At 71.7% G+C, this 16,410-nt stretch carries 18 protein-coding genes and 1 tRNA gene; 7 read left to right on the top strand and 12 right to left on the bottom strand.

All coding sequences use genetic code 11. The features are described from left to right. Positions 1 to 5: 5 nt before the first annotated feature. Both IVW53_03050 and IVW53_03045 read right to left on the bottom strand, forming a co-directional pair. Positions 6 to 1,751, bottom strand: coding sequence for a DUF885 domain-containing protein (locus IVW53_03050; protein ID MBF6604542.1), 1,746 nt, complete (start codon positions 1,749 to 1,751; stop codon positions 6 to 8). After that, positions 1,748 to 2,860 (bottom strand): hypothetical protein, encoded by a 1,113-nt coding sequence (locus tag IVW53_03045; GenBank protein MBF6604541.1) that lies wholly within the window; start codon positions 2,858 to 2,860, stop codon positions 1,748 to 1,750. Before IVW53_03045 ends, IVW53_03050 begins: the two co-directional genes overlap by 4 nt. A 129-nt stretch (positions 2,861 to 2,989) precedes the next feature. Here IVW53_03045 and IVW53_03040 point away from each other — a divergent pair. Beyond that, positions 2,990 to 3,066, top strand: a tRNA-Asp gene (locus IVW53_03040). 9 nt (positions 3,067 to 3,075) lie between these two features. Here IVW53_03040 and IVW53_03035 read toward each other — a convergent pair. Continuing rightward, entirely contained in the window at positions 3,076 to 4,071 is a 996-nt protein-coding gene (locus IVW53_03035; protein MBF6604540.1) for a DUF2029 domain-containing protein, read from the bottom strand. A gap of 11 nt (positions 4,072 to 4,082) precedes the next feature. After that, positions 4,083 to 5,030 carry a PIG-L family deacetylase gene (locus tag IVW53_03030; protein MBF6604539.1) on the bottom strand — a complete coding sequence of 316 codons (948 nt, stop codon included), beginning with the start codon at positions 5,028 to 5,030 and terminating at the stop codon, positions 4,083 to 4,085. Between the two features lie 82 nt (positions 5,031 to 5,112). Between IVW53_03030 and IVW53_03025 the strand changes: the two genes are divergently transcribed. The 4 genes from IVW53_03025 (at position 5,113) to IVW53_03010 (ending at position 8,866) form a co-directional block, all read left to right on the top strand. Then, a complete protein-coding gene (locus IVW53_03025) occupies positions 5,113 to 5,610 on the top strand; it encodes a YbaK/EbsC family protein (GenBank protein MBF6604538.1) in 498 nt (165 codons plus the stop codon). A gap of 73 nt (positions 5,611 to 5,683) precedes the next feature. After that, positions 5,684 to 6,931 (top strand): CoA transferase, encoded by a 1,248-nt coding sequence (locus IVW53_03020; GenBank protein MBF6604537.1) that lies wholly within the window; start codon positions 5,684 to 5,686, stop codon positions 6,929 to 6,931. A gap of 120 nt (positions 6,932 to 7,051) precedes the next feature. Next, positions 7,052 to 7,870: an SDR family oxidoreductase gene (locus IVW53_03015; protein MBF6604536.1), complete on the top strand. Its 819-nt coding sequence runs from the start codon at positions 7,052 to 7,054 to the stop codon at positions 7,868 to 7,870. 18 nt (positions 7,871 to 7,888) lie between these two features. Next, positions 7,889 to 8,866 carry a ribokinase gene (locus IVW53_03010; protein MBF6604535.1) on the top strand — a complete coding sequence of 326 codons (978 nt, stop codon included), beginning with the start codon at positions 7,889 to 7,891 and terminating at the stop codon, positions 8,864 to 8,866. On the opposite strand, the gene IVW53_03005 is transcribed toward IVW53_03010, so the two are convergent. The 7 genes from IVW53_03005 to IVW53_02975 all read right to left on the bottom strand — a co-directional run bounded on the left by IVW53_03005 (position 8,852) and on the right by IVW53_02975 (position 13,650). Beyond that, the gene (locus tag IVW53_03005; protein ID MBF6604534.1) at positions 8,852 to 9,271 is read right to left on the bottom strand and encodes a hypothetical protein; all 420 of its coding nucleotides are present in this window, start codon (positions 9,269 to 9,271) and stop codon (positions 8,852 to 8,854) included. The genes IVW53_03010 and IVW53_03005 overlap by 15 nt on opposite strands. After that, complete coding sequence (locus IVW53_03000; GenBank protein MBF6604533.1) at positions 9,271 to 9,765, bottom strand: hypothetical protein; 495 nt, start codon at positions 9,763 to 9,765, stop codon at positions 9,271 to 9,273. The genes IVW53_03005 and IVW53_03000 overlap by 1 nt, the downstream gene beginning before the upstream one ends. Beyond that, a complete protein-coding gene (locus IVW53_02995; protein ID MBF6604532.1) occupies positions 9,762 to 10,451 on the bottom strand; it encodes a hypothetical protein in 690 nt (229 codons plus the stop codon). The genes IVW53_03000 and IVW53_02995 overlap by 4 nt, the downstream gene beginning before the upstream one ends. A 129-nt stretch (positions 10,452 to 10,580) precedes the next feature. Next, positions 10,581 to 11,444, bottom strand: coding sequence for a metal ABC transporter permease (locus IVW53_02990; protein MBF6604531.1), 864 nt, complete (start codon positions 11,442 to 11,444; stop codon positions 10,581 to 10,583). Then, a complete protein-coding gene (locus IVW53_02985) occupies positions 11,441 to 12,286 on the bottom strand; it encodes an ABC transporter ATP-binding protein (GenBank protein MBF6604530.1) in 846 nt (281 codons plus the stop codon). Before IVW53_02985 ends, IVW53_02990 begins: the two co-directional genes overlap by 4 nt. 3 nt (positions 12,287 to 12,289) lie before the next feature. After that, positions 12,290 to 13,231 (bottom strand): zinc ABC transporter substrate-binding protein, encoded by a 942-nt coding sequence (locus tag IVW53_02980; GenBank protein MBF6604529.1) that lies wholly within the window; start codon positions 13,229 to 13,231, stop codon positions 12,290 to 12,292. Next, on the bottom strand, positions 13,228 to 13,650 hold the full coding sequence (locus tag IVW53_02975) for a transcriptional repressor (GenBank protein ID MBF6604528.1): 423 nt from the start codon (positions 13,648 to 13,650) through the stop codon (positions 13,228 to 13,230). Before IVW53_02975 ends, IVW53_02980 begins: the two co-directional genes overlap by 4 nt. 180 nt (positions 13,651 to 13,830) lie before the next feature. Between IVW53_02975 and IVW53_02970 the strand changes: the two genes are divergently transcribed. Then, complete coding sequence (locus IVW53_02970; protein MBF6604527.1) at positions 13,831 to 14,700, top strand: thioredoxin domain-containing protein; 870 nt, start codon at positions 13,831 to 13,833, stop codon at positions 14,698 to 14,700. Further along, entirely contained in the window at positions 14,697 to 15,125 is a 429-nt protein-coding gene (locus IVW53_02965) for a vitamin K epoxide reductase family protein (GenBank protein ID MBF6604526.1), read from the top strand. Before IVW53_02970 ends, IVW53_02965 begins: the two co-directional genes overlap by 4 nt. 11 nt (positions 15,126 to 15,136) lie before the next feature. Here IVW53_02965 and IVW53_02960 read toward each other — a convergent pair whose 3' ends face one another. After that, positions 15,137 to 16,399 (bottom strand): hypothetical protein, encoded by a 1,263-nt coding sequence (locus IVW53_02960; protein ID MBF6604525.1) that lies wholly within the window; start codon positions 16,397 to 16,399, stop codon positions 15,137 to 15,139. Positions 16,400 to 16,410 lie beyond the last annotated feature (11 nt).

Genomic DNA, 16,410 nt, shown 5'->3' with positions numbered 1-16,410 from the left:
GGCGGTCAGCCCCTGGCGGCGACGTCGAGGGTGCCGGGACCGCCGCCCGCGGCGCGCGGCCGGCGTGCCGCGGCGGCGCGAAGCAGGCGGCGCTGGAAGCTGATCGGCAGGCTTCCGTTGCGGAGGAGGGTGTCGTGGAACTCGCGAAGGCGGAACGCGGACCCGAGCCTGCGCTGCTCGTCCGCGCGAAGCTGGAGGAGGAGGACCTTGCCGAGGAGGTACGAGAGCTGGTAGGTCGGCGTGTACGTGTAGCGGTGGACCTCCGCCCGGGCGTTCGGTTCCTCGAAGTTCGTCTGCTCGACCATCCAGCGGATCGCCTCGTCCACCCCGATCTCGCCACGGTGCATCCGGACGTCGAGGATGATCCGACAGGCCCGCCAGATCGCGTCCGTATGCATGTTGAAGCGGAAGTTCGGGGCGTCGTCGAAGCCCTGCTCGCGCATCATCTGCTCGGAATACATGCCCCAGCCTTCGACGAACTCCGGGGCTTCGGTCGTGAGCCGCGTCAGCGACGGGTGGCGGCCGCCCACCGACAGCTGGAGGTGGTGGCCGGGATATGCCTCGTGGATGCTCGTGTTGCTGATCGAGCTGTGGTTGTGCTCCCGCATCGCGCCCGGTCCATCCGTGACGAACGGGGTCACGACATAGATGCCGGACGGGTCGCGGTCGAACTTGGGTGGGTCGAAGTAGGCGGCGAACGGTATGACGTTGCGGAGGTAGTCGGGCGTCTCGATGACCGCGATCCGCTCGTCCGACGGCACCGTGACGATGTCCCGCTCGATGAGGAACCGGCGCGCTCGGACCATGACCTCGCGATACGCGTCGAGGGCCTCCCCGAAAGTCGCCGGGTGGTCCGACTTGATGCGCTCAACGACGGTCGCCTCATCAACCGTGGGGTCGATCTCGCGGGCGGCGGCGATGCGGGCCGCCTTCTGCTCGGCGAGCTGGCGCCAGCCGATGTCGAGGATCGCGTCGGCGTCGAGGCCGTCGAACGCCCGCAGGCCGATGAGCTCGTCGTACGTCTCGCGGCCGATCGCCCAGTCGTCGCTGCCGCTGGCGAGCGACGCCGTCAGCCACGCCGCGTAGTCCACGACGGCCACCCGGGCCGCCGCCGCGGCTCGCTCGAGCGCAGCCTGGTCCAGGCTCGGCAGGACCGCCGCCCGGCCGGCCGCGACGATCTCGTCGAAGAGGGCCGGGAGCTCGCCGGCGGACTCGATCTCGAGCCGCTGCCAGAGGCGGACCTGGGGGATGGCCGGTCGGCGACGCGCGGAGGCGAGGAAGTCGGGAACGGCCGCCAGGCGGCCGCTCGCCGATGCCAGGCGCTCCCGGAGCGGCGCGAAGTCCCGGGCGAAGACGAGGAAGAGGGCCTCCCCGACCGCGTCCATCGCGGTCGATCGCCGCTCCCAGAAGCGGAGTCGTTCGCCGTCGAACAGGACGCGCTGCAGGTTGTGGATCTCCAGCTCCCGCTCGAATGACGCCTCGGGCGACAGGCCCGCCGGGTCGAGGACCTCGATCGCCGCGAGGTGGGCGCGCTCGTCGGCGAGCTCCTGGAGCGTGGCGTCATGGCTGACGTCGCCGAGTCGGGCGTCCTCCGTGTGGATCCCGACGTAGGTCGCGAGGACCGGGTTGTCGCGGAGGAGCCGCCGGAACCGCGCTTCGACGAGGTCGTAGAGACGATCGTCGAGCGGTCCCGGCACCGCGGCCGGAGCCGGGCGCGAGAGCTGGGCGTCGGCGAGACTCGCGCCGGTCATCGCGTTCCTCCCGTCTCGCTGAGTGCCGCGCGCGTCGCGGCGATCGCGGTCTCGGTGTCGGCCGCCTCGATCCCATGGTGGGTGACCGCGCGGACCTGACCATGCGGGTATTCGACCATGAGGACACCACGCGCGGCGAGGGCCGCGAGGAAGGCGGCCCGGTTGCGTTCGACACGAAAGATGACAAAGTTCGTCCGTACCCGCTCGGGGTCGAGCGGCCCCTCCGTGGGCTGGGCGATGCCGCCCGGCGAGACGATGCCCGGCAGGCCGGCGAGCCCCTCGGCGAGGCGTCGCGCGTTGGCATGGTCCTCGGCGAGCCGCTCGATCATGCCGGCCGGACCGTCGCGCAGCGCCACGAGGCCGGCGGCCGCGAGGATCCCGACCTGGCGCATCCCGCCGCCGACGAGCTTGCGAGCCCGGCGAGCCCGCCAGATGACGTCGCGGCTGCCGACGACGAGTGAACCCACCGGGCAGGCGAGGCCCTTCGAGAGACAGAAGCTCACCGTATCCGCCGGACCAGCGAGGTCGGTCGGGCGGGCGCCAAGCGCGACGACCGCGTTCCAGAATCGCGCTCCGTCGACGTGGAGCGGGACGCTCCGCTCGTGGGCGATCGCGGCGACCTCCGCGGTGTACTCGGCGGAGAGCGGCTGGCCCATCGAGTGGGCGTGGGTGTTCTCGATCGTGACGAGCCCGCTGATGGGTTCGTGGACGTCGCGCGGGTCGCGGAAGGCCTCCCGGATGCGGTCCGTGTCGATCGTCCCGTCCGGCTGCTCGTCGATGGCCCGGACGCTCGTCCCGACCACGACGGCATGGCCCGCCGCCTCATCGAGGACGATGTGGCTGCTCGATCCGGCGATCGTCTCCTGGCCGCGGGCGAGGTGGGCGAGCTGAGCGACGAGATTGGCCATCGCGCCGCTCGCGACGAACAGGCCGGCCTCCTTGCCGAGGAGCTCGGCCGCACGGTCCTGGAGGGCGTGCACCGTGGGGTCGTCGTCGAAGACGTCGTCGCCGACCTCCGCCTCGGCCATCGCCCGGCGCATCTCGTGGGTCGGCTTCGTGACGGTGTCCGAGCGCAGGTCGATGCGGTGATCGGAGGCGTGGGCCTGCATGGGCCGCGAGTATACCGGGCTCGCGGATGCCCCCGGCTCGTCAGGTTCGCACGGGGTGTGTCGGGTGCCGAGGGGTGTGTCGGGTGCCGAGAGCGGTCGCAGCTGCTATCCTGCCCATCCGCCGTTCCCGGACCCGTGGTGTAGCGGCCCAACATGCCAGCCTGTCACGCTGGAGATCGCCGGTTCGAATCCGGTCGGGTCCGCCAGATCGCCGGTCAGCCGCTCGACCCGACGCCCCGTCCTCCCGCCAGGACGGGGCGTTCCTTCGTTCCGATCGCGGTGGCCCGCGCGCCGGTCGTCATGAGCGGAACGATGACGATGAGCAGGCTGAACACGGTCGTCCACAGCGTCGGATTGGCGATCACGATCGCGACCACGAGCAGCGGCTCACCGATCCGCGGTCGGAGCAGGCCGGCGATCACGGCGAGGGCGAGGCCGGCGACCGCGCGGAGGACGAACGGCACCGGGACGAGGCTCGCCCCGATGGTCGGACCACGGACGGCTACCACGGTGATGAAGTCGGCCCAGGCGCTCGGCGAGATGGCGACGCTCACGACGAGGATCGCGAGTCCCAGTGCGGAGGTCAGCAGGGCGTCCCGCCAGCGCCGCCCGGCGACGAGGTACACGATCCCGAGCCCTGGCGCGAGCTTGATCGCGGCACCGACGGCGAACAGCGCGGGCCATCGGCGGATCGCGAGCAGGATGAGCACGGCCAGGACAAGGTGAACATTCCGGTACCAGAGTTCGACCGCGACAGGGACGAAGGCGATGCAGGCGAGCGCCACGAGCGGCCGTCGCCCGGCGATCCACCACAGGCACAGCAGGAGCAAGACCGTCCACATGGCCGTGAATACCGACTCGGACATGATCAACGTCAGTGGCGCAAGGACCTGCGCGAGGGGCGGAGGGTAGAAGTAGGCATAGGGGGTCCCCGGGTCTGCCTGTGGATCGTAGACGGGCGTGCCTTGGACGAGTCGCACCGCCGCACGCCAGTACGCTGCCTCGTCGGTCGGGGTTCCCCACCTCGACGACGCGACGATGACGAGGAGCGAGGCGCCGATCGCGGCGAGGACGACCAGCCCGAGCGGCGGCAGGCACCGGCTTCCGACTCGGGTCGGCTCGACGAACAGCCGCTCGCCGAGCGCCGCGAGCCGCGAGCGGGTCGCGGTCCGGGTCGCGGCTCCCGTCCGCAGATCGCCGCCTGGGGTCATCCGGCCCGTCGTCAGGCGAGTCCCGCGAAAAGGTCGGATTCGGGGAGCGACACGTCCACGTCTCGCGACGCGCGCAGGACGTACGCCTCGCGCGACCAGTGCTCCCGCCAGGCGTCGAGTCCGAAGGCCATGAAGCCCTGCTCTTCGCTGATCTGCGTCGCATGCCGTCGCAGGGCGTTCCACTTCGCGTCGAGGACGCCCGAGACGTCAACCCACGTCGTCACCTGCTCGTCGGCCACGAGGGCCCGGGCGATGAACGTCTCGTACTCCGCCTGCTGCTCGGGAGTCGCGTCCTCCGGCGGCAGCCAGAAGCTCCGCTGTCCGAGCTCGGCGAGACGCTCATTCATCGCCGTCCGGATGGACGCCGGGATCGCCTGCTCGTAGAGCTTGCGCGGTGCCCACGGCGCAAGGCCGCCATCCTCCGTCGCCGCGCCTGTCCCGCCGAACTCGGGGGCAAGCTGGCCCGGATACCAGGCCGGATCGCCCGCTCGATCGAACGCCGGGACGCTCACCTGGTGGACGCGCATGTGGTCGGGGTGGCCGTAGCCGCCGAAGTCGTTGTAGGTCGTCATGACATCCGGCCGGTATCGCCGCACGAACCACACGAGACGTCCCACGGCCTCGTCGAGATCGGCCTGCCAGAAGGTCCGTGGGTCGCCGTTCCCGGGCCGCCCCATCATGTCCGAGTCCCGGTATCCGAGGTTCTCCCACTCGGTGACCCCGAGGACGCCCATCGCGGCCTCGAGTTCGGCCATCCGCATCTCGCCGAGCCGCCGGTGGTTCGCCGGCGTGTCGAGCTCCGGGATGACGATCTCGCCCTGTTCGCCGCGGGTCGCGGTGATGAGGACGACCCGAAGGCCGTCGCGGACTGCCCTGGCCATGACGCCGCCCGTGCCGATCGCTTCGTCGTCCGGGTGGGCATGGACGGTCATGAGGGTGAGTGGACGCGACTTGCTCATCCACGCATCGTAGCCGTCAGGCCTCGACGCGGCCGGGCGGGAGTCGCTACCCTGCGGAAACGATGGATACCGGCGGGCCAGGATGACGGAGGTCCCGGACTCGACGCCGGCGATCGAGGCGGTCGCGGCGACCGGCATCCCGTTCAGGGTCGTGCGGACGCGGCCCGCCCGCGACCCCGCGGACAGCGCCGAGCTCCAGGGCATCGCGCTCGGCGACCTCGTCCGGACGATCGTCGTCCGGCGCGCCGAGAACGACTACGTCCTCGTCCTCGTTCCGGCCGGTCGCCGCTTCGACTGGGCGCGCCTCCGCGAGCACCTCGGCATCCGCCGACTCTCGCTGCCGGATGCCGAAGAGGCGAAGGCGGCGACGGGCTACGAACGTGGAGCGATCACGCCCTTCGGGGCGAACGGGGGATGGCCCGTCGTCGCCGACGCCTCGATCGTGGGTCGTGCCCGTGTGGCGATCGGCGGCAGCGCCCGCGGCGTCAACCTGCACCTCGCCGCGGCGGACCTCGTCGCGGCGACCGGCGCGGTGGTGGCGGATGTGACCAACCTCGAGGAGACCGCAGAGGTCGGCTGAGCCGTCGCTCTCGGCCGACCGGTTCCGGACGGCGGCGGTCCGCGACGGTCCCCAGCCCGATACCATCGGGTCCGTGGCCGCCTCGTCGTCCGGACCGCTGTCCGGCATCCTCGTCGCCGATTGCTCGACGGTCCTCGCCGGGCCGTACTGCACGATGCTCCTCGCGGACCTTGGCGCGGATGTCGTCAAGGTGGAGCCGCCCGAAGGGGACGGGACGCGTTCCTGGGGACCGCCGTGGGTGGGTGCCGGCCGGATCGCGCCGGACGATCCGGGCGTCGCGGCGTACTACCTCGCCGTCAATCGCAACAAGCGATCGATCCGCCTCGATCTCTCGGTGGGCGACGGGCGGGAGGTCCTGCGGCGGCTCGTCGGCCGGGCGGACGTGCTCGTCGAGAACTTCCGGGTCGGCGCCTTCGCCCGCCTCGGCTTCGACGATGCCACCCTCGAGATGCTCAACCCGGCGCTCGTCCACCTCGCGATCAGCGGTTACGGACCGTCCGGTCCGGACGCGGGCCGACCGGGCTACGACTTCGTCCTCCAGGCGGAGGCGGGCCTCATGTCGATCACCGGTTTCGCCGATGGCGAGGGCGGTGCGCCGACGAAGGTCGGCGTCGCGATCGCCGACCTCGTCACCGGACTCCACGGAGCCGTCGCGGTCCTCGCCGCGATCGCCGGCCGGGAGCGGGCCAGTTCGCCGGCGGCCGGCCGAGGCCAGCGCATCGATGTCTCGATCCTCGAGGCCGCCCTCTCGATCCTCGTCAATCAGGCGCAGAACGCGTTCGCGACGGGCGTCGCTCCAGGCCGGCGCGGGAACGCGCACCCGAACATCGTTCCGTACGAGACGTTCGCGACGGCGGACGGCGACCTCGCGGTGGCCGTGGGTTCCGAGCGTCAGTGGCACCGCTTCTGCCGGGCGCTCGATCTCGCGTCGCTCGCCGGCGATCCGAGATTCGCGACGAACGCTGCTCGCGTGACCGCCCGCACCGAGCTCCGTCCGATGCTCGCGGAGCGGTTCGCTTCGGCCACATCGGCCGTCTGGCTCGAGCGCCTCGGCGCCGCCGATGTCCCGTGCGGGCCGATCAACGACATCCTGGCCGCGTTCGCGATGCCACAGGCGCAGGCCAGATCGATGGACGTCACGGTCCACCATCCGATCCTCGGACCCGTCCGCCAGGTCGGACTGCCGACGAAGCTCTCGGCGACCCCCGCCTCGATCCGCACGGCGCCGCCGCTCCTCGGCGAGCACTCCGACGCGATCCTCGCGGAGCTCGGTTACGAGCCGGCCGAGATCGGCGCGCTCCGCGACCGCGGCGTCGTGTGACCGGGACCCGGAGCGTCCCGCGGCCGCCGTGCCTGGAACGCGGCGCGGCCGCGGCGGATCGCGCTGCTAGACTCGGCCGAGCGAACCGCCACCGATGAGCGCCCGAAGGAGCGAACCCGGATGACCGACGACCGCGAGCGCTGGGCCCTCATCCTCGGAGCGTCGTCCGGGATGGGCGAGGCGACGGCGCGAACCCTGGCGGCCGCCGGCTACCGGATCTGTGGCATCCATCTCGACTTCCGGGCCGCCCTCGGCCGTGTCGAGGAGATCAGGACGGCGATCGCCGCGGCGGGATCCGAAGCGTTGTTCATCAACATGAACGCTGCCGACGACGAGAAGCGCGCGGCGGCCCTGGCGACCCTCGCCGAGCGGTTCGAGCGGAGTCGCGCGCAGGGGCGGCATCCGTATGTCCGAACGGTCATGCACTCACTCGCCTTCGGCAGCCTCGTCCCGTTCATCGCCGACGATCCGAAGGACGCGGTCGACCGCAAGAAGATGGAGATGACCCAGGACGTCATGGCGAACAGCCTCGTCTACTGGGTCCAGGATCTCGTCCGCGGCGGCTTCCTCGAGGCCGGCAGCAGGATCTTCGCGATGACCTCGGAAGGGTCGAGCCGGGTCGTTCCTTCCTACGGCGTCGTGAGCTCGGCGAAGGCGGCCCTCGAATCGCACATCCGGCAGCTCGCCATGGAGCTCGCCCGCCGCGGGACGGGGATCACGGCGAACGCCATCCAGGCCGGCGTTACGATCACGCCGGCGCTCATGAAGATCCCCGAGCACGATGAGATCATCCGGGTCGCCCTGGCTCGCAATCCGACCGGCCGCCTCACCACGCCGGTGGACGTCGCGAATGCGATCGCGGCGCTCTCCGCGGACGGCCTCGAGTTCATCAGCGGAAACATCATCCGCATCGACGGCGCCGAGTTCGTCACCGGCTGACGGTCCGATGAGCGCTTCGTGAGCGGGCGCGTCGTCGTCGTCGGCTCGGTCAACGTCGACCTCGTGATCCGCGGGTCGCGGCTGCCCGGTCCGGGCGAGACGGTCAACGGCGGAGCCTTCGGACGACATCACGGCGGCAAGGGCGGCAACCAGGCCGTCGCCTCCGCCCGGCTCGGAGCGCCGACACTCTTCGTCGGTGCGCTCGGGGACGATGCGTTCGGATCCGAGGCGCGCGCCGCCCTCGCCGCGGCGAACGTCGACGTCTCGCGACTCGCCACGATCCCGGACGCACCGACCGGCGTCGCGCTCATCCTCGTCGACGCGACGGGCCAGAACCTCATCAGCGTCGCCCCGGGAGCGAACGATCGGCTCTCGCCGGCGATGGTCGTCGACGCGGTCCGGCGGCTCGGTCCGCTCGCCGGCGATGTCGTCCTCGTGAGCCGGGAAGTACCGGCCGCTGCGGTACGCGAGGCGCTCCGCGCCGGACGGACGGCCGGAGCGCGGACGATCCTCAATCCCGCTCCGGCGTCCGATCTCGAGGCTGCCGACCTCGACTTCGTCGACATCCTCGTCCCGAACGCGATCGAGCTGGCGGCGACCGTGGTGGCCCTCGGCGGGCGGACGGCCCTCGGCGGGCGGACGGCCGGCGTGGACGTGGCCGCCGACGCGCGTCGGGTCGCGTCGGAGGGCCGGATCCGCGAGGCAGTCGTCGTGACCCTCGGCGCGGACGGGGCGATGGCCGTGCCGTCTGCCGGCGGAGAGACCATCCGGATCCCGGTCCACCCGGTTCGGGCGATCGACACGACCGGCGCCGGAGACGCGTTCTGCGGGGCGCTCGCCGCGATGCTCGCCCGCGGCCACCCGTTCGGCGACGCGGTCGGCAGGGCAGTCGTCGCCGCGAGCCTCTCGACCCGGGTGGCGGGTGCTCGCGACGGGATGCCGACGAGCGCCGAGCTCGACGCGGCACTTGCCGCGCGCGGGTCAGGGAGCGGCTGACGCGCCCGTCGTGACCTGGGCGGCCGACCGGCTCACCGGATTCGCCGCGGCGACGGCCGGCAGCGCCACCAGCTGCGGCATCGCGATCGCCGACCCCTGGATGCGCTTCGTCACGCCGACGAGCGCGCGGAGCTTCCCGTCGAGCGAGCCGAGTCTCCCGGCGATCCGGTCATATGAGGCGGCGGCGGCGTCGTACGTGGAGACCGCCGCCGAGAGCCGTCGTTCGAGGTCGGCATGAGCTGCCGCAAGTGCGCCCGCGGTGTCGGCGGTGGACCCGAGGGTCGCTCGATTCGCCGCGTCGGCCCCGGACTGCAGGGCGGTGACACCGGCCAAACCGGCCGCGTAGACGCTCGCCGAGACGCCGATGATGACACCGAGATGGAGGGGCCGGCGCACTTCCGCCATCAGTCGTCGCCCCCGGGGGCTCGTCCGCCGGCCGGCGGCGCGGTGGTCAGCGGTGCGGGTGGGGCGTTCGCGGCGGCCGCGGCGTTCGCGGCGGCCGCTGCGAGGGCTGCATTCACCGTGGCGAGGCGTGCCTGCGCCGCGCTGAGCTGCGCCCGGAGCGTATCGGCGGTCGCCGAATCCCGGACGATCCGCGTGTTCGCCGTGGCGAGCACCTGGCCCAGACTGTTCGCCTGGGCCTGGAGCGCCGCGACCTGCTGCTCGAGCGCCGCCGAGCGAGCCTGCTCGCCGGCGAGTTGTGCCGACAATGCCGTGGCGCTCAGCGGGGGGGCTGCGAGCGGCGCGGCGGACGCCGTCCAGGCAGCGGCCGCGCCGATCGTCAGACCGCCGACGATGACGACGAGGACGACACCGGACGTCACGGCCGCCCGGCGCAGGCCGGTGCGGATCGCATCCGTGGGTCGGGGCATCGAGATGGGGAGCGGACGAGCGGTCATCTGGGTGGTACCTCCGTGGTGAGTGCTTCACGAGGATCGGCCGCCGCGCGAGCGACGCGCCGGGCGACTCGGGCGATCCAGTAGCGGTAGGCGGTGAGGCAGACGACGAGCCCGCCCGTCGTCACGTACATCGCCCGGAGCGGCTCGCTGTCCGTGCCGGCGAGCAGCCCATGCATCCAGGCGAGCCCGAACACCACCGCGCTCAGTCGATGGAGGCGGAGCCACATGCCCGGCGGCAGGAGCGAGGTGTAGCGAGCCGTGAGGCCCGTCACGAGCAGTGCGTAGAGGGCGAGCGTCCCGAGGGCGACGGGAGCGCTCCGGTAGCTCGACAGGCCGGGCAGGAACGCTCCCGGCACACTGACACCGGCGTACGGATCGGCCAGGAGGCTCACGACGTGGGCGAGGACGAACGCGACGATGAAGATGAAGAGGTTCTCGTGCCACGGGAAGAGCCGTTTCGATTGCTTCCATGTCGAGCGGTTCACGGGGTGACTGAGGACCAGCCCGAGGGCGACGTCCGCAGTGAGCAGAAGGTAGGCGGTGATGCCCGTCGCCCGGCCGGCGAGCCAGAGACGAACCTGCGCCTGGTGGACGGACGTCGCCGGCAGGATCTGGTCGGTCGCGAACACGATGAGCAGCCCGACGGCGGCTCCGAGCACGACGAAGGCGCGCCCGCTCAGGCGCATCGAGCGACGCTCAAGCGAGCCTCGACGATGGTGGATGAGCGGCGACGCTCGCAGTCCGGCATGGCGATACCTCGGAGATGGGTCCTGTCTCGTCCGAGACACCAACCGGGAAAAAGGTTTCGCGGGCCGTCACACCGCCCGGGCCGTCTGTCCGGATCGGCCCGACGATCGCTCACGGCCCATGAGCGCAGGACCGACGAGGAACCGCCCGAGCAGGTAGCAGGCGAAGCTCAGTGAGGTCACGAAGACGCTCACCGGGACGTTCGTCAGCAGGGCGAGCACGATCCCGCCGAGCACGGAGAACAGGGCGATCCCCACGCTGGCGATGGTCGCCCGGCCCGGGACGGCGGTCAGACGCTCGGCGGTGGCGCCGGGCGTGATGAGGAGGGTCAGGATGAGCAGCACGCCAACGACCTGCACCGCCTCGGCGACCGCGGCGGCCATGATGAGGAGGAAGACGATCGCGATCAGGCCGACCGGCACGCCGCGTGCCTGGGCGACCTCCGGATCGACGGTCGCGAACGTCAGCGGGCGGTAGAGCAATGCGAGGGCGAGCAGGGTGACCGCGCCGATCGCCAGCAGGAGGACGACATCGCCGCCGCTGACGCCGGTGATCGTGCCGAAGAGGATGGCGAACGCCTGCCCCGCGAAGCCGGAGTAGAGCGACAGGAAGAGGACACCGAGGCCCAGGCCGAACGCCATGACGACACCGACGACGGCATCGCGCTCGCGGACGCGGACCCCGAGCGCGCCGATGAAGAGCGCCGTGACCACGGTGCCGGTGAGCAGGCCGACGACGGGCGAGACCCCGATGAGGATCGCTCCAGCCGATCCGGTGAAGCCGAGTTCGGCAAGGGCGTGGACCGCGAACGCCATGTTGCGCGCCACCACGAAGCGGCTCACGACGCCGGACACGATCGCGATCACCACGCCCGCTTCGATCGCATGCTGGACGAAGTCGTAGCCGAGCAGGTGGACGAGCTGGTCGATCATCGGGCGCCCCCGGATGGATCGCCGTCGTGGTCGACGCGCGGCAAGTGGTGGGGCTCCTCGAGCTCGAACCCCGAGGCGAAGGCCTCGCCGACGACGAGGATCCGTCCGTGCACCCGGAGCACGTCGACGTGCGAGCCGTACAGATCCGTCAGGCGCTCCGAGGTCAGGATCTCATCCGGTGTGCCCGCTGCCCACCGCCCGTTGACGACGAACAGCACCTGGTCGACGAACCCGAGCACCGGGTTGACGTCGTGAGTCACGAAGACGACCGACCGTCCGGATCGTGCGTGCCAGCCGCCGATGAGCTCGGTGATCTCGCGCTGGTGGCGCAGGTCGAGATGCGCCAGCGGCTCGTCGCAGAGGAGCAGCTGCGGGTCTCCCACCAGGGCCTGGGCGATCCGCAGGCGCTGCTGCTCGCCGCCGGAGAGGCGACCGATCGGGGCGTCGGCGTATGCGCCCGCCTCGACCGACGCGATCGCGTCGGCAACCCGACGGACGATGGCTCGATCCGGCCGACCGATCCCCCAGCGGTGACCGTCGATCCCCAGCCGGACGAGGTCGCTTCCCCGGAGGGGCAGGTCGCGATCGAAGACCTGACCCTGGGGGACATACCCGATGCCCGGATTGCCGCGCCGTGGCGGTTGCCCGAGGACCTCGACGGACCCAGCGCTCAGTCCGGCCAGGCCGAGCACCACCCGCAGCAGCGAGGTCTTCCCCGATCCGTTCGGACCGAGGACCGCCACGAAGGCCCCTTCCTCGAAGGCCAGCGACAGGTCCCGCCACACCTCCCGCCCGTGGTAGGCGAGGGTGGCGTGATCGAAGCTGATGGCAGATGCGGCCATGGTTCAGGTGCCCTTCGCGAGGGCCTGTTCGAGTTGTCCCATCTGACCGAGCTGCCAGTCCTGGTAGGTGCGGTATTGCGACGGCAGCGTCTCGGCCATGCCGACCACCGGGATGCCGTTGGCGACCGCGAGGTCGTGGATCTGTTGCGTGAGTGGCGTGACGACCTGGCTGCTGAAGATGAGGACGCGCACCTGTCGCCCCGTCAACAGGTCGCGCTCGGCGGCGACGTCGGCGGGCGCCGGATCCGTTCCGTTCTCGATCGCCTGCTGGAACCCGGCGGGCGTCAGCACCTGAAGCCCGATCGCCTGCGCCAGGTATCCCGCGATCGGCTCCGTGAACGCGACGGGCGCACCTTTGTATGTCGCCTTCAGCTCGGCGATCTTCGCCCCGATCGGCGTCATCGCGGCGAGATAGGCTTGCTCGCGGGCCGCGAAATTCGCGGCGTTTGCCGGATCGAGCCTCGCCAGGGCGGCCCCCGCCGCCGCCGCGACCTTCGGCATCGTGCCCGGGTCGTACCAGATGTGGGCGTTGACGCCGTTCGACAGACCAAGCAGCTGCTGCACGTCGATCACGATCCGGTCCGCCCTGGGAGACGCGGCGAGCAGCTTCTGCATGAAATCGTCATAGCCGAGGCCGTTGACGATGATGAGCTTCGCATCGGCGACGACCGCGGCGGCCTGCGGGCTCGACTCATAGGCATGCGGGTCCGCGTTGGGATCGTTGAGCAGGCTGGTGGCTCGGACCCGGTCGCCGCCGATCTGGCCGAGAAGATCGGCGTAGAAGTTCTCCGTCCCGAGGACCGCGACGGGGGTCACAGCCCCGCTCGGGCCGCTTGCCGGGCTCGTCGCGGACCCGCCGCCGCAGGCCATGAGCGAGGCGGCCACGGCGAGGCCCGCGAGGAGCGCGATGCCGCCGAACGCCCCGTCCGGGCCGTGACGGCTCACCCGGCGGCGCGACAATCCGGGCAGAGGCCGAAGAGTTCCACCCGGTGGCGGCCGATCTCGTAGCCGGTCCGTTTCGCGACCTTCTTCGTCAGCGCCCGGATGCCTCGATCATCGATCTCCGTGCTTCGTCCGCAGCCGGTGCAGACCACATGGTGGTGGTGGGCCGGCTCGCAGACGACATAGGCGTGCTCGCCGCTCGGCAGGTCGATCCGCTCGACGACTCCGAGCGCAAGGAACAGCTCGAGCGCTCGGAAGACGGTCGCGCGGCCGATGCCGGGTCGCCGGAGACGGGCGTCCGCGACGAGGTCGGCTGCGCTGAAGTGCCCCGGCCGTCCGTCGAGCAGCTCCGCGACGGCTCGCCTGGGCTCGGTCAACCGGTGTCCGGCGGCGTCGAGCGTCCTGAGGATCGGATCGTTCATCGCCGGATGATACTCAGTCTCATGTCGCGTCGTCAAGCGACATCGGGCCGAACGGCCCGCGGCGACAGGCCGGTCGTCCCTTCGCGCCGGCCACGCTACTCAGGCATCGTCGAGACGCGGGACGTCGTTGTCCGACACCGTGGTGGGATGTGCGCGACAATCGCCCGAGGAGGACGACGTTTGGACCAGCGAACCGGAGAGACCCCGTCCCGTCGCGATCGTCGCGAGCGACGGCTCACCGAGCGCCGTGCCGAGCGCGATCGTGCCCGGACCCGGGGGCGTCGGTCGGCCTGGCGGTCGCCGACCGCTCTCGTGACCATCGGCGCGGCGGCGATCGGGCTCGTCGGCATCGTCATGGTGATCGCCCTGTCCGGGAACGGCTCGGGGGCCGCCGTGCCGTCCGCCGCGGCGCTCGTCCGCCCGCCGAGCGCGATCCCGGCCGGGCTCGCGAACGACCGGTCCCTCGGCCGCGCCGGCGCTCCGGTGACGATCGATGTCTGGACGGATTTCCAGTGTCCCTACTGCGGACGCTTCGCGCAGGAGATCGAGCCACGGCTCATCACCGACTTCGTCGTGCCGGGAACGGTCCGCCTCGTGGCCCACGACCTGTCCTTCCTCGGCGCCGGCCATACACCGGACGAATCGAACGACGCTGCGGTGGCCGCCCGCTGTGCGGCCCGGCAGGGGCGCTTCTGGGAGTACCACGACTACCTGTTCTGGAACCAGCTGGGCGAGAATGTCGGGTCGTTCACGGCGTCGCGGTTGCTCGCGATGGCGCAGGCCGTGGGGCTCGACACGTCCGCCTTCCAGGCATGCACCTCCGACGGGACCGTCGCCGCCGCGGTCGCGGCCGAGACCGCCGCCGGCGCGGCGAAGGGCGTGACCTCGACGCCGACGCTCTTCGTCAACGGTCGGATGATCGTCGGCGTTCCCTCGTACGACAGTCTCGCGTCGGCGATCCGCGCGGCGGCAGCGGCGGCCGGGTCCACGGCCGCAAGCCCGTCGCCGCCGACTGCTCGTCCGAGTCCGAGCGTATCCTCCGCTGCGTGAGGGAACGACGCTCGGGGGCGGCGATGACCGTCTCCGCCGCGATCGGCCTCGTGGTGGCGCTCTACCTCGCAGCGACGAAGCTCGCCGGCGAGCCGCCCGTCTGCGGCCCGCTCCGCGGCTGCGAGACGGTCGCCTCGTCGTCGTACAGTGCGGTGGCCGGTATCCCGGTCGCGGTGTTCGGGGTCGCATTCTCCGTCGCCCTGCTCGCACTCGGCGCGTGGTGGTGGCGGACGGGCGATCGCCGTGCGCTCCTCGCGACGTACGGACTCGCCCTGCTCGGCTGCTTCGTCGTCGCGGCCCTCACGTATCTCGAGCTGTTCGTCATCCACGCGATCTGCGTCTATTGCGTGGCCTATGCGGTCACCGTCGTGGCCGTCCTCGCGCTCGCCGCACGGGAGGTCCGCCGGGGAGCGGAGGATTCATGACGCGCCGCTGATCAGGCGCGTTCGCGGCTCAGGGCGTGCGCATCGGCGTTCGCCCGCATCCCGACGATGACCGAGACGCCGATGAGGACGACCGTGGTCGCCATCACGGCGGCGACGGTCGCTTCGCCCACGATCGCCAGCCCGGGCACGTCCCCGAGTCCCCCGACAGTCAGGAGCAGCGTCCCGACCTGCAACGAGGCCAGACGGGTCCTCGACAGCAGCCCGAGGGTCGCCCGCTGCCGGCCGTGGGTCGCCGGGTCTCCGGGGCCGATCGCCGGCACGAGGTGTGTCGCCGACCCGAGGATGACCTGGACGACCCAGCCGACGACGATCGGTCCGACGAGCGGGTCGATCGACCATGCCGCCGGGACGGCGCCGAGCGCGGTGATCCGCGCCGCCAGGATGGCGACGCCGACGATGAACCAGCCCTGCGCGGCGGTGAGGCAGCCGATCGCGACCCGATGCCAACCGGGATCCGTCGTCCATCGGGCTCGGGTCAGCCAGAGCGCCCGCGCATTCGCCACCAGTGCGACGGCGCCGATGAGCTCGGTTCCGGCGCCCGCGACGCCGAGCAGCGTGGAGCCGATCGCGAATCCCGTCGCGATGAGGGGCGGTCCGGCCGCGAGACCGAGGATGGCGGACCGGGCCGCGCGTCCGGCCGCGATCCGCGCCCCGACGACGGTCGGATAGAAGTGAAGGAGCGTTCCGGCGATGACGAGGCTCACGAAGCCGAACAGGTTGAGCGTGGCGTGAGCGGGCTTGATCGACGCCCAGGCCTCGACGATCGGAGACCAGCCGGCCACGTACGCCGTGGCGAGACTCGCTCCGACGATGACGTCGAGGACGGCCGCGCCGTACGTGACGACGACGTACCGCCGGTGTCCGGTGAGCGACCGGCGGTGCGGCATGAGGGTCGCCGCAAGGAGGGCCATGCAGCCCGCGATGAACAGGATGCCGCCGACGGTGGCGAGCGGTCCGGCGCCGGCGGCGAACCCGCCGGTCACGGTGCCGGCACCGACGGCGACGAGGACGACGGTCGCGAGCCGGAGCCGTGGATCCGCCGGCGGGGCCGCCGCGGAGGCTGCCGAGAAGAACGGGGCGACGGCGGCGATCGCCGTGGTCGCCCCGCCCGCAAGGACGAGATGGAGCGGCAGCCAGTCGCCGTGCCTCGCCCCGGATGGGACGAGGACCGAGGCCACGCCGACGGCGAGGAAGGCGAGGCTCGTCACGAGGCCACCGACCGTGATCCAGCGGTCCGACGACCGGTCGACCATCGGTTGACGCG

It is taken from the genome of Chloroflexota bacterium (assembly GCA_015478725.1).
GTDB lineage: Bacteria > Chloroflexota > Limnocylindria > Limnocylindrales > CSP1-4 > C-114.
The sequence above is the reverse complement of the archived record's forward strand: the minus strand, read 5'-3'. Positions and strand labels throughout refer to the sequence as shown.

Bases quoted from the DNA above. Each gene is read 5' to 3' on its own strand.
- IVW53_02985 (MBF6604530.1), bottom strand. From the start codon at position 12,286: ATGGCCGCATCTGCCATCAGCTTCGATCACGCCACCCTCGCCTACCAC.
- IVW53_03050 (MBF6604542.1), bottom strand. From the start codon at position 1,751: ATGACCGGCGCGAGTCTCGCCGACGCCCAGCTCTCGCGCCCGGCTCCG.
- IVW53_03045 (MBF6604541.1), bottom strand. From the start codon at position 2,860: ATGCAGGCCCACGCCTCCGATCACCGCATCGACCTGCGCTCGGACACC.
- IVW53_02995 (MBF6604532.1), bottom strand. From the start codon at position 10,451: ATGCGCCTGAGCGGGCGCGCCTTCGTCGTGCTCGGAGCCGCCGTCGGG.
- IVW53_02960 (MBF6604525.1), bottom strand. From the start codon at position 16,399: ATGGTCGACCGGTCGTCGGACCGCTGGATCACGGTCGGTGGCCTCGTG.
- IVW53_03005 (MBF6604534.1), bottom strand. From the start codon at position 9,271: ATGGCGGAAGTGCGCCGGCCCCTCCATCTCGGTGTCATCATCGGCGTC.
- IVW53_02990 (MBF6604531.1), bottom strand. From the start codon at position 11,444: ATGATCGACCAGCTCGTCCACCTGCTCGGCTACGACTTCGTCCAGCAT.
- IVW53_03015 (MBF6604536.1), top strand. From the start codon at position 7,052: ATGACCGACGACCGCGAGCGCTGGGCCCTCATCCTCGGAGCGTCGTCC.
- IVW53_03000 (MBF6604533.1), bottom strand. From the start codon at position 9,765: ATGACCGCTCGTCCGCTCCCCATCTCGATGCCCCGACCCACGGATGCG.
- IVW53_03030 (MBF6604539.1), bottom strand. From the start codon at position 5,030: ATGAGCAAGTCGCGTCCACTCACCCTCATGACCGTCCATGCCCACCCG.
- IVW53_02975 (MBF6604528.1), bottom strand. From the start codon at position 13,650: ATGAACGATCCGATCCTCAGGACGCTCGACGCCGCCGGACACCGGTTG.
- IVW53_03035 (MBF6604540.1), bottom strand. From the start codon at position 4,071: ATGACCCCAGGCGGCGATCTGCGGACGGGAGCCGCGACCCGGACCGCG.
- IVW53_03025 (MBF6604538.1), top strand. From the start codon at position 5,113: ATGACGGAGGTCCCGGACTCGACGCCGGCGATCGAGGCGGTCGCGGCG.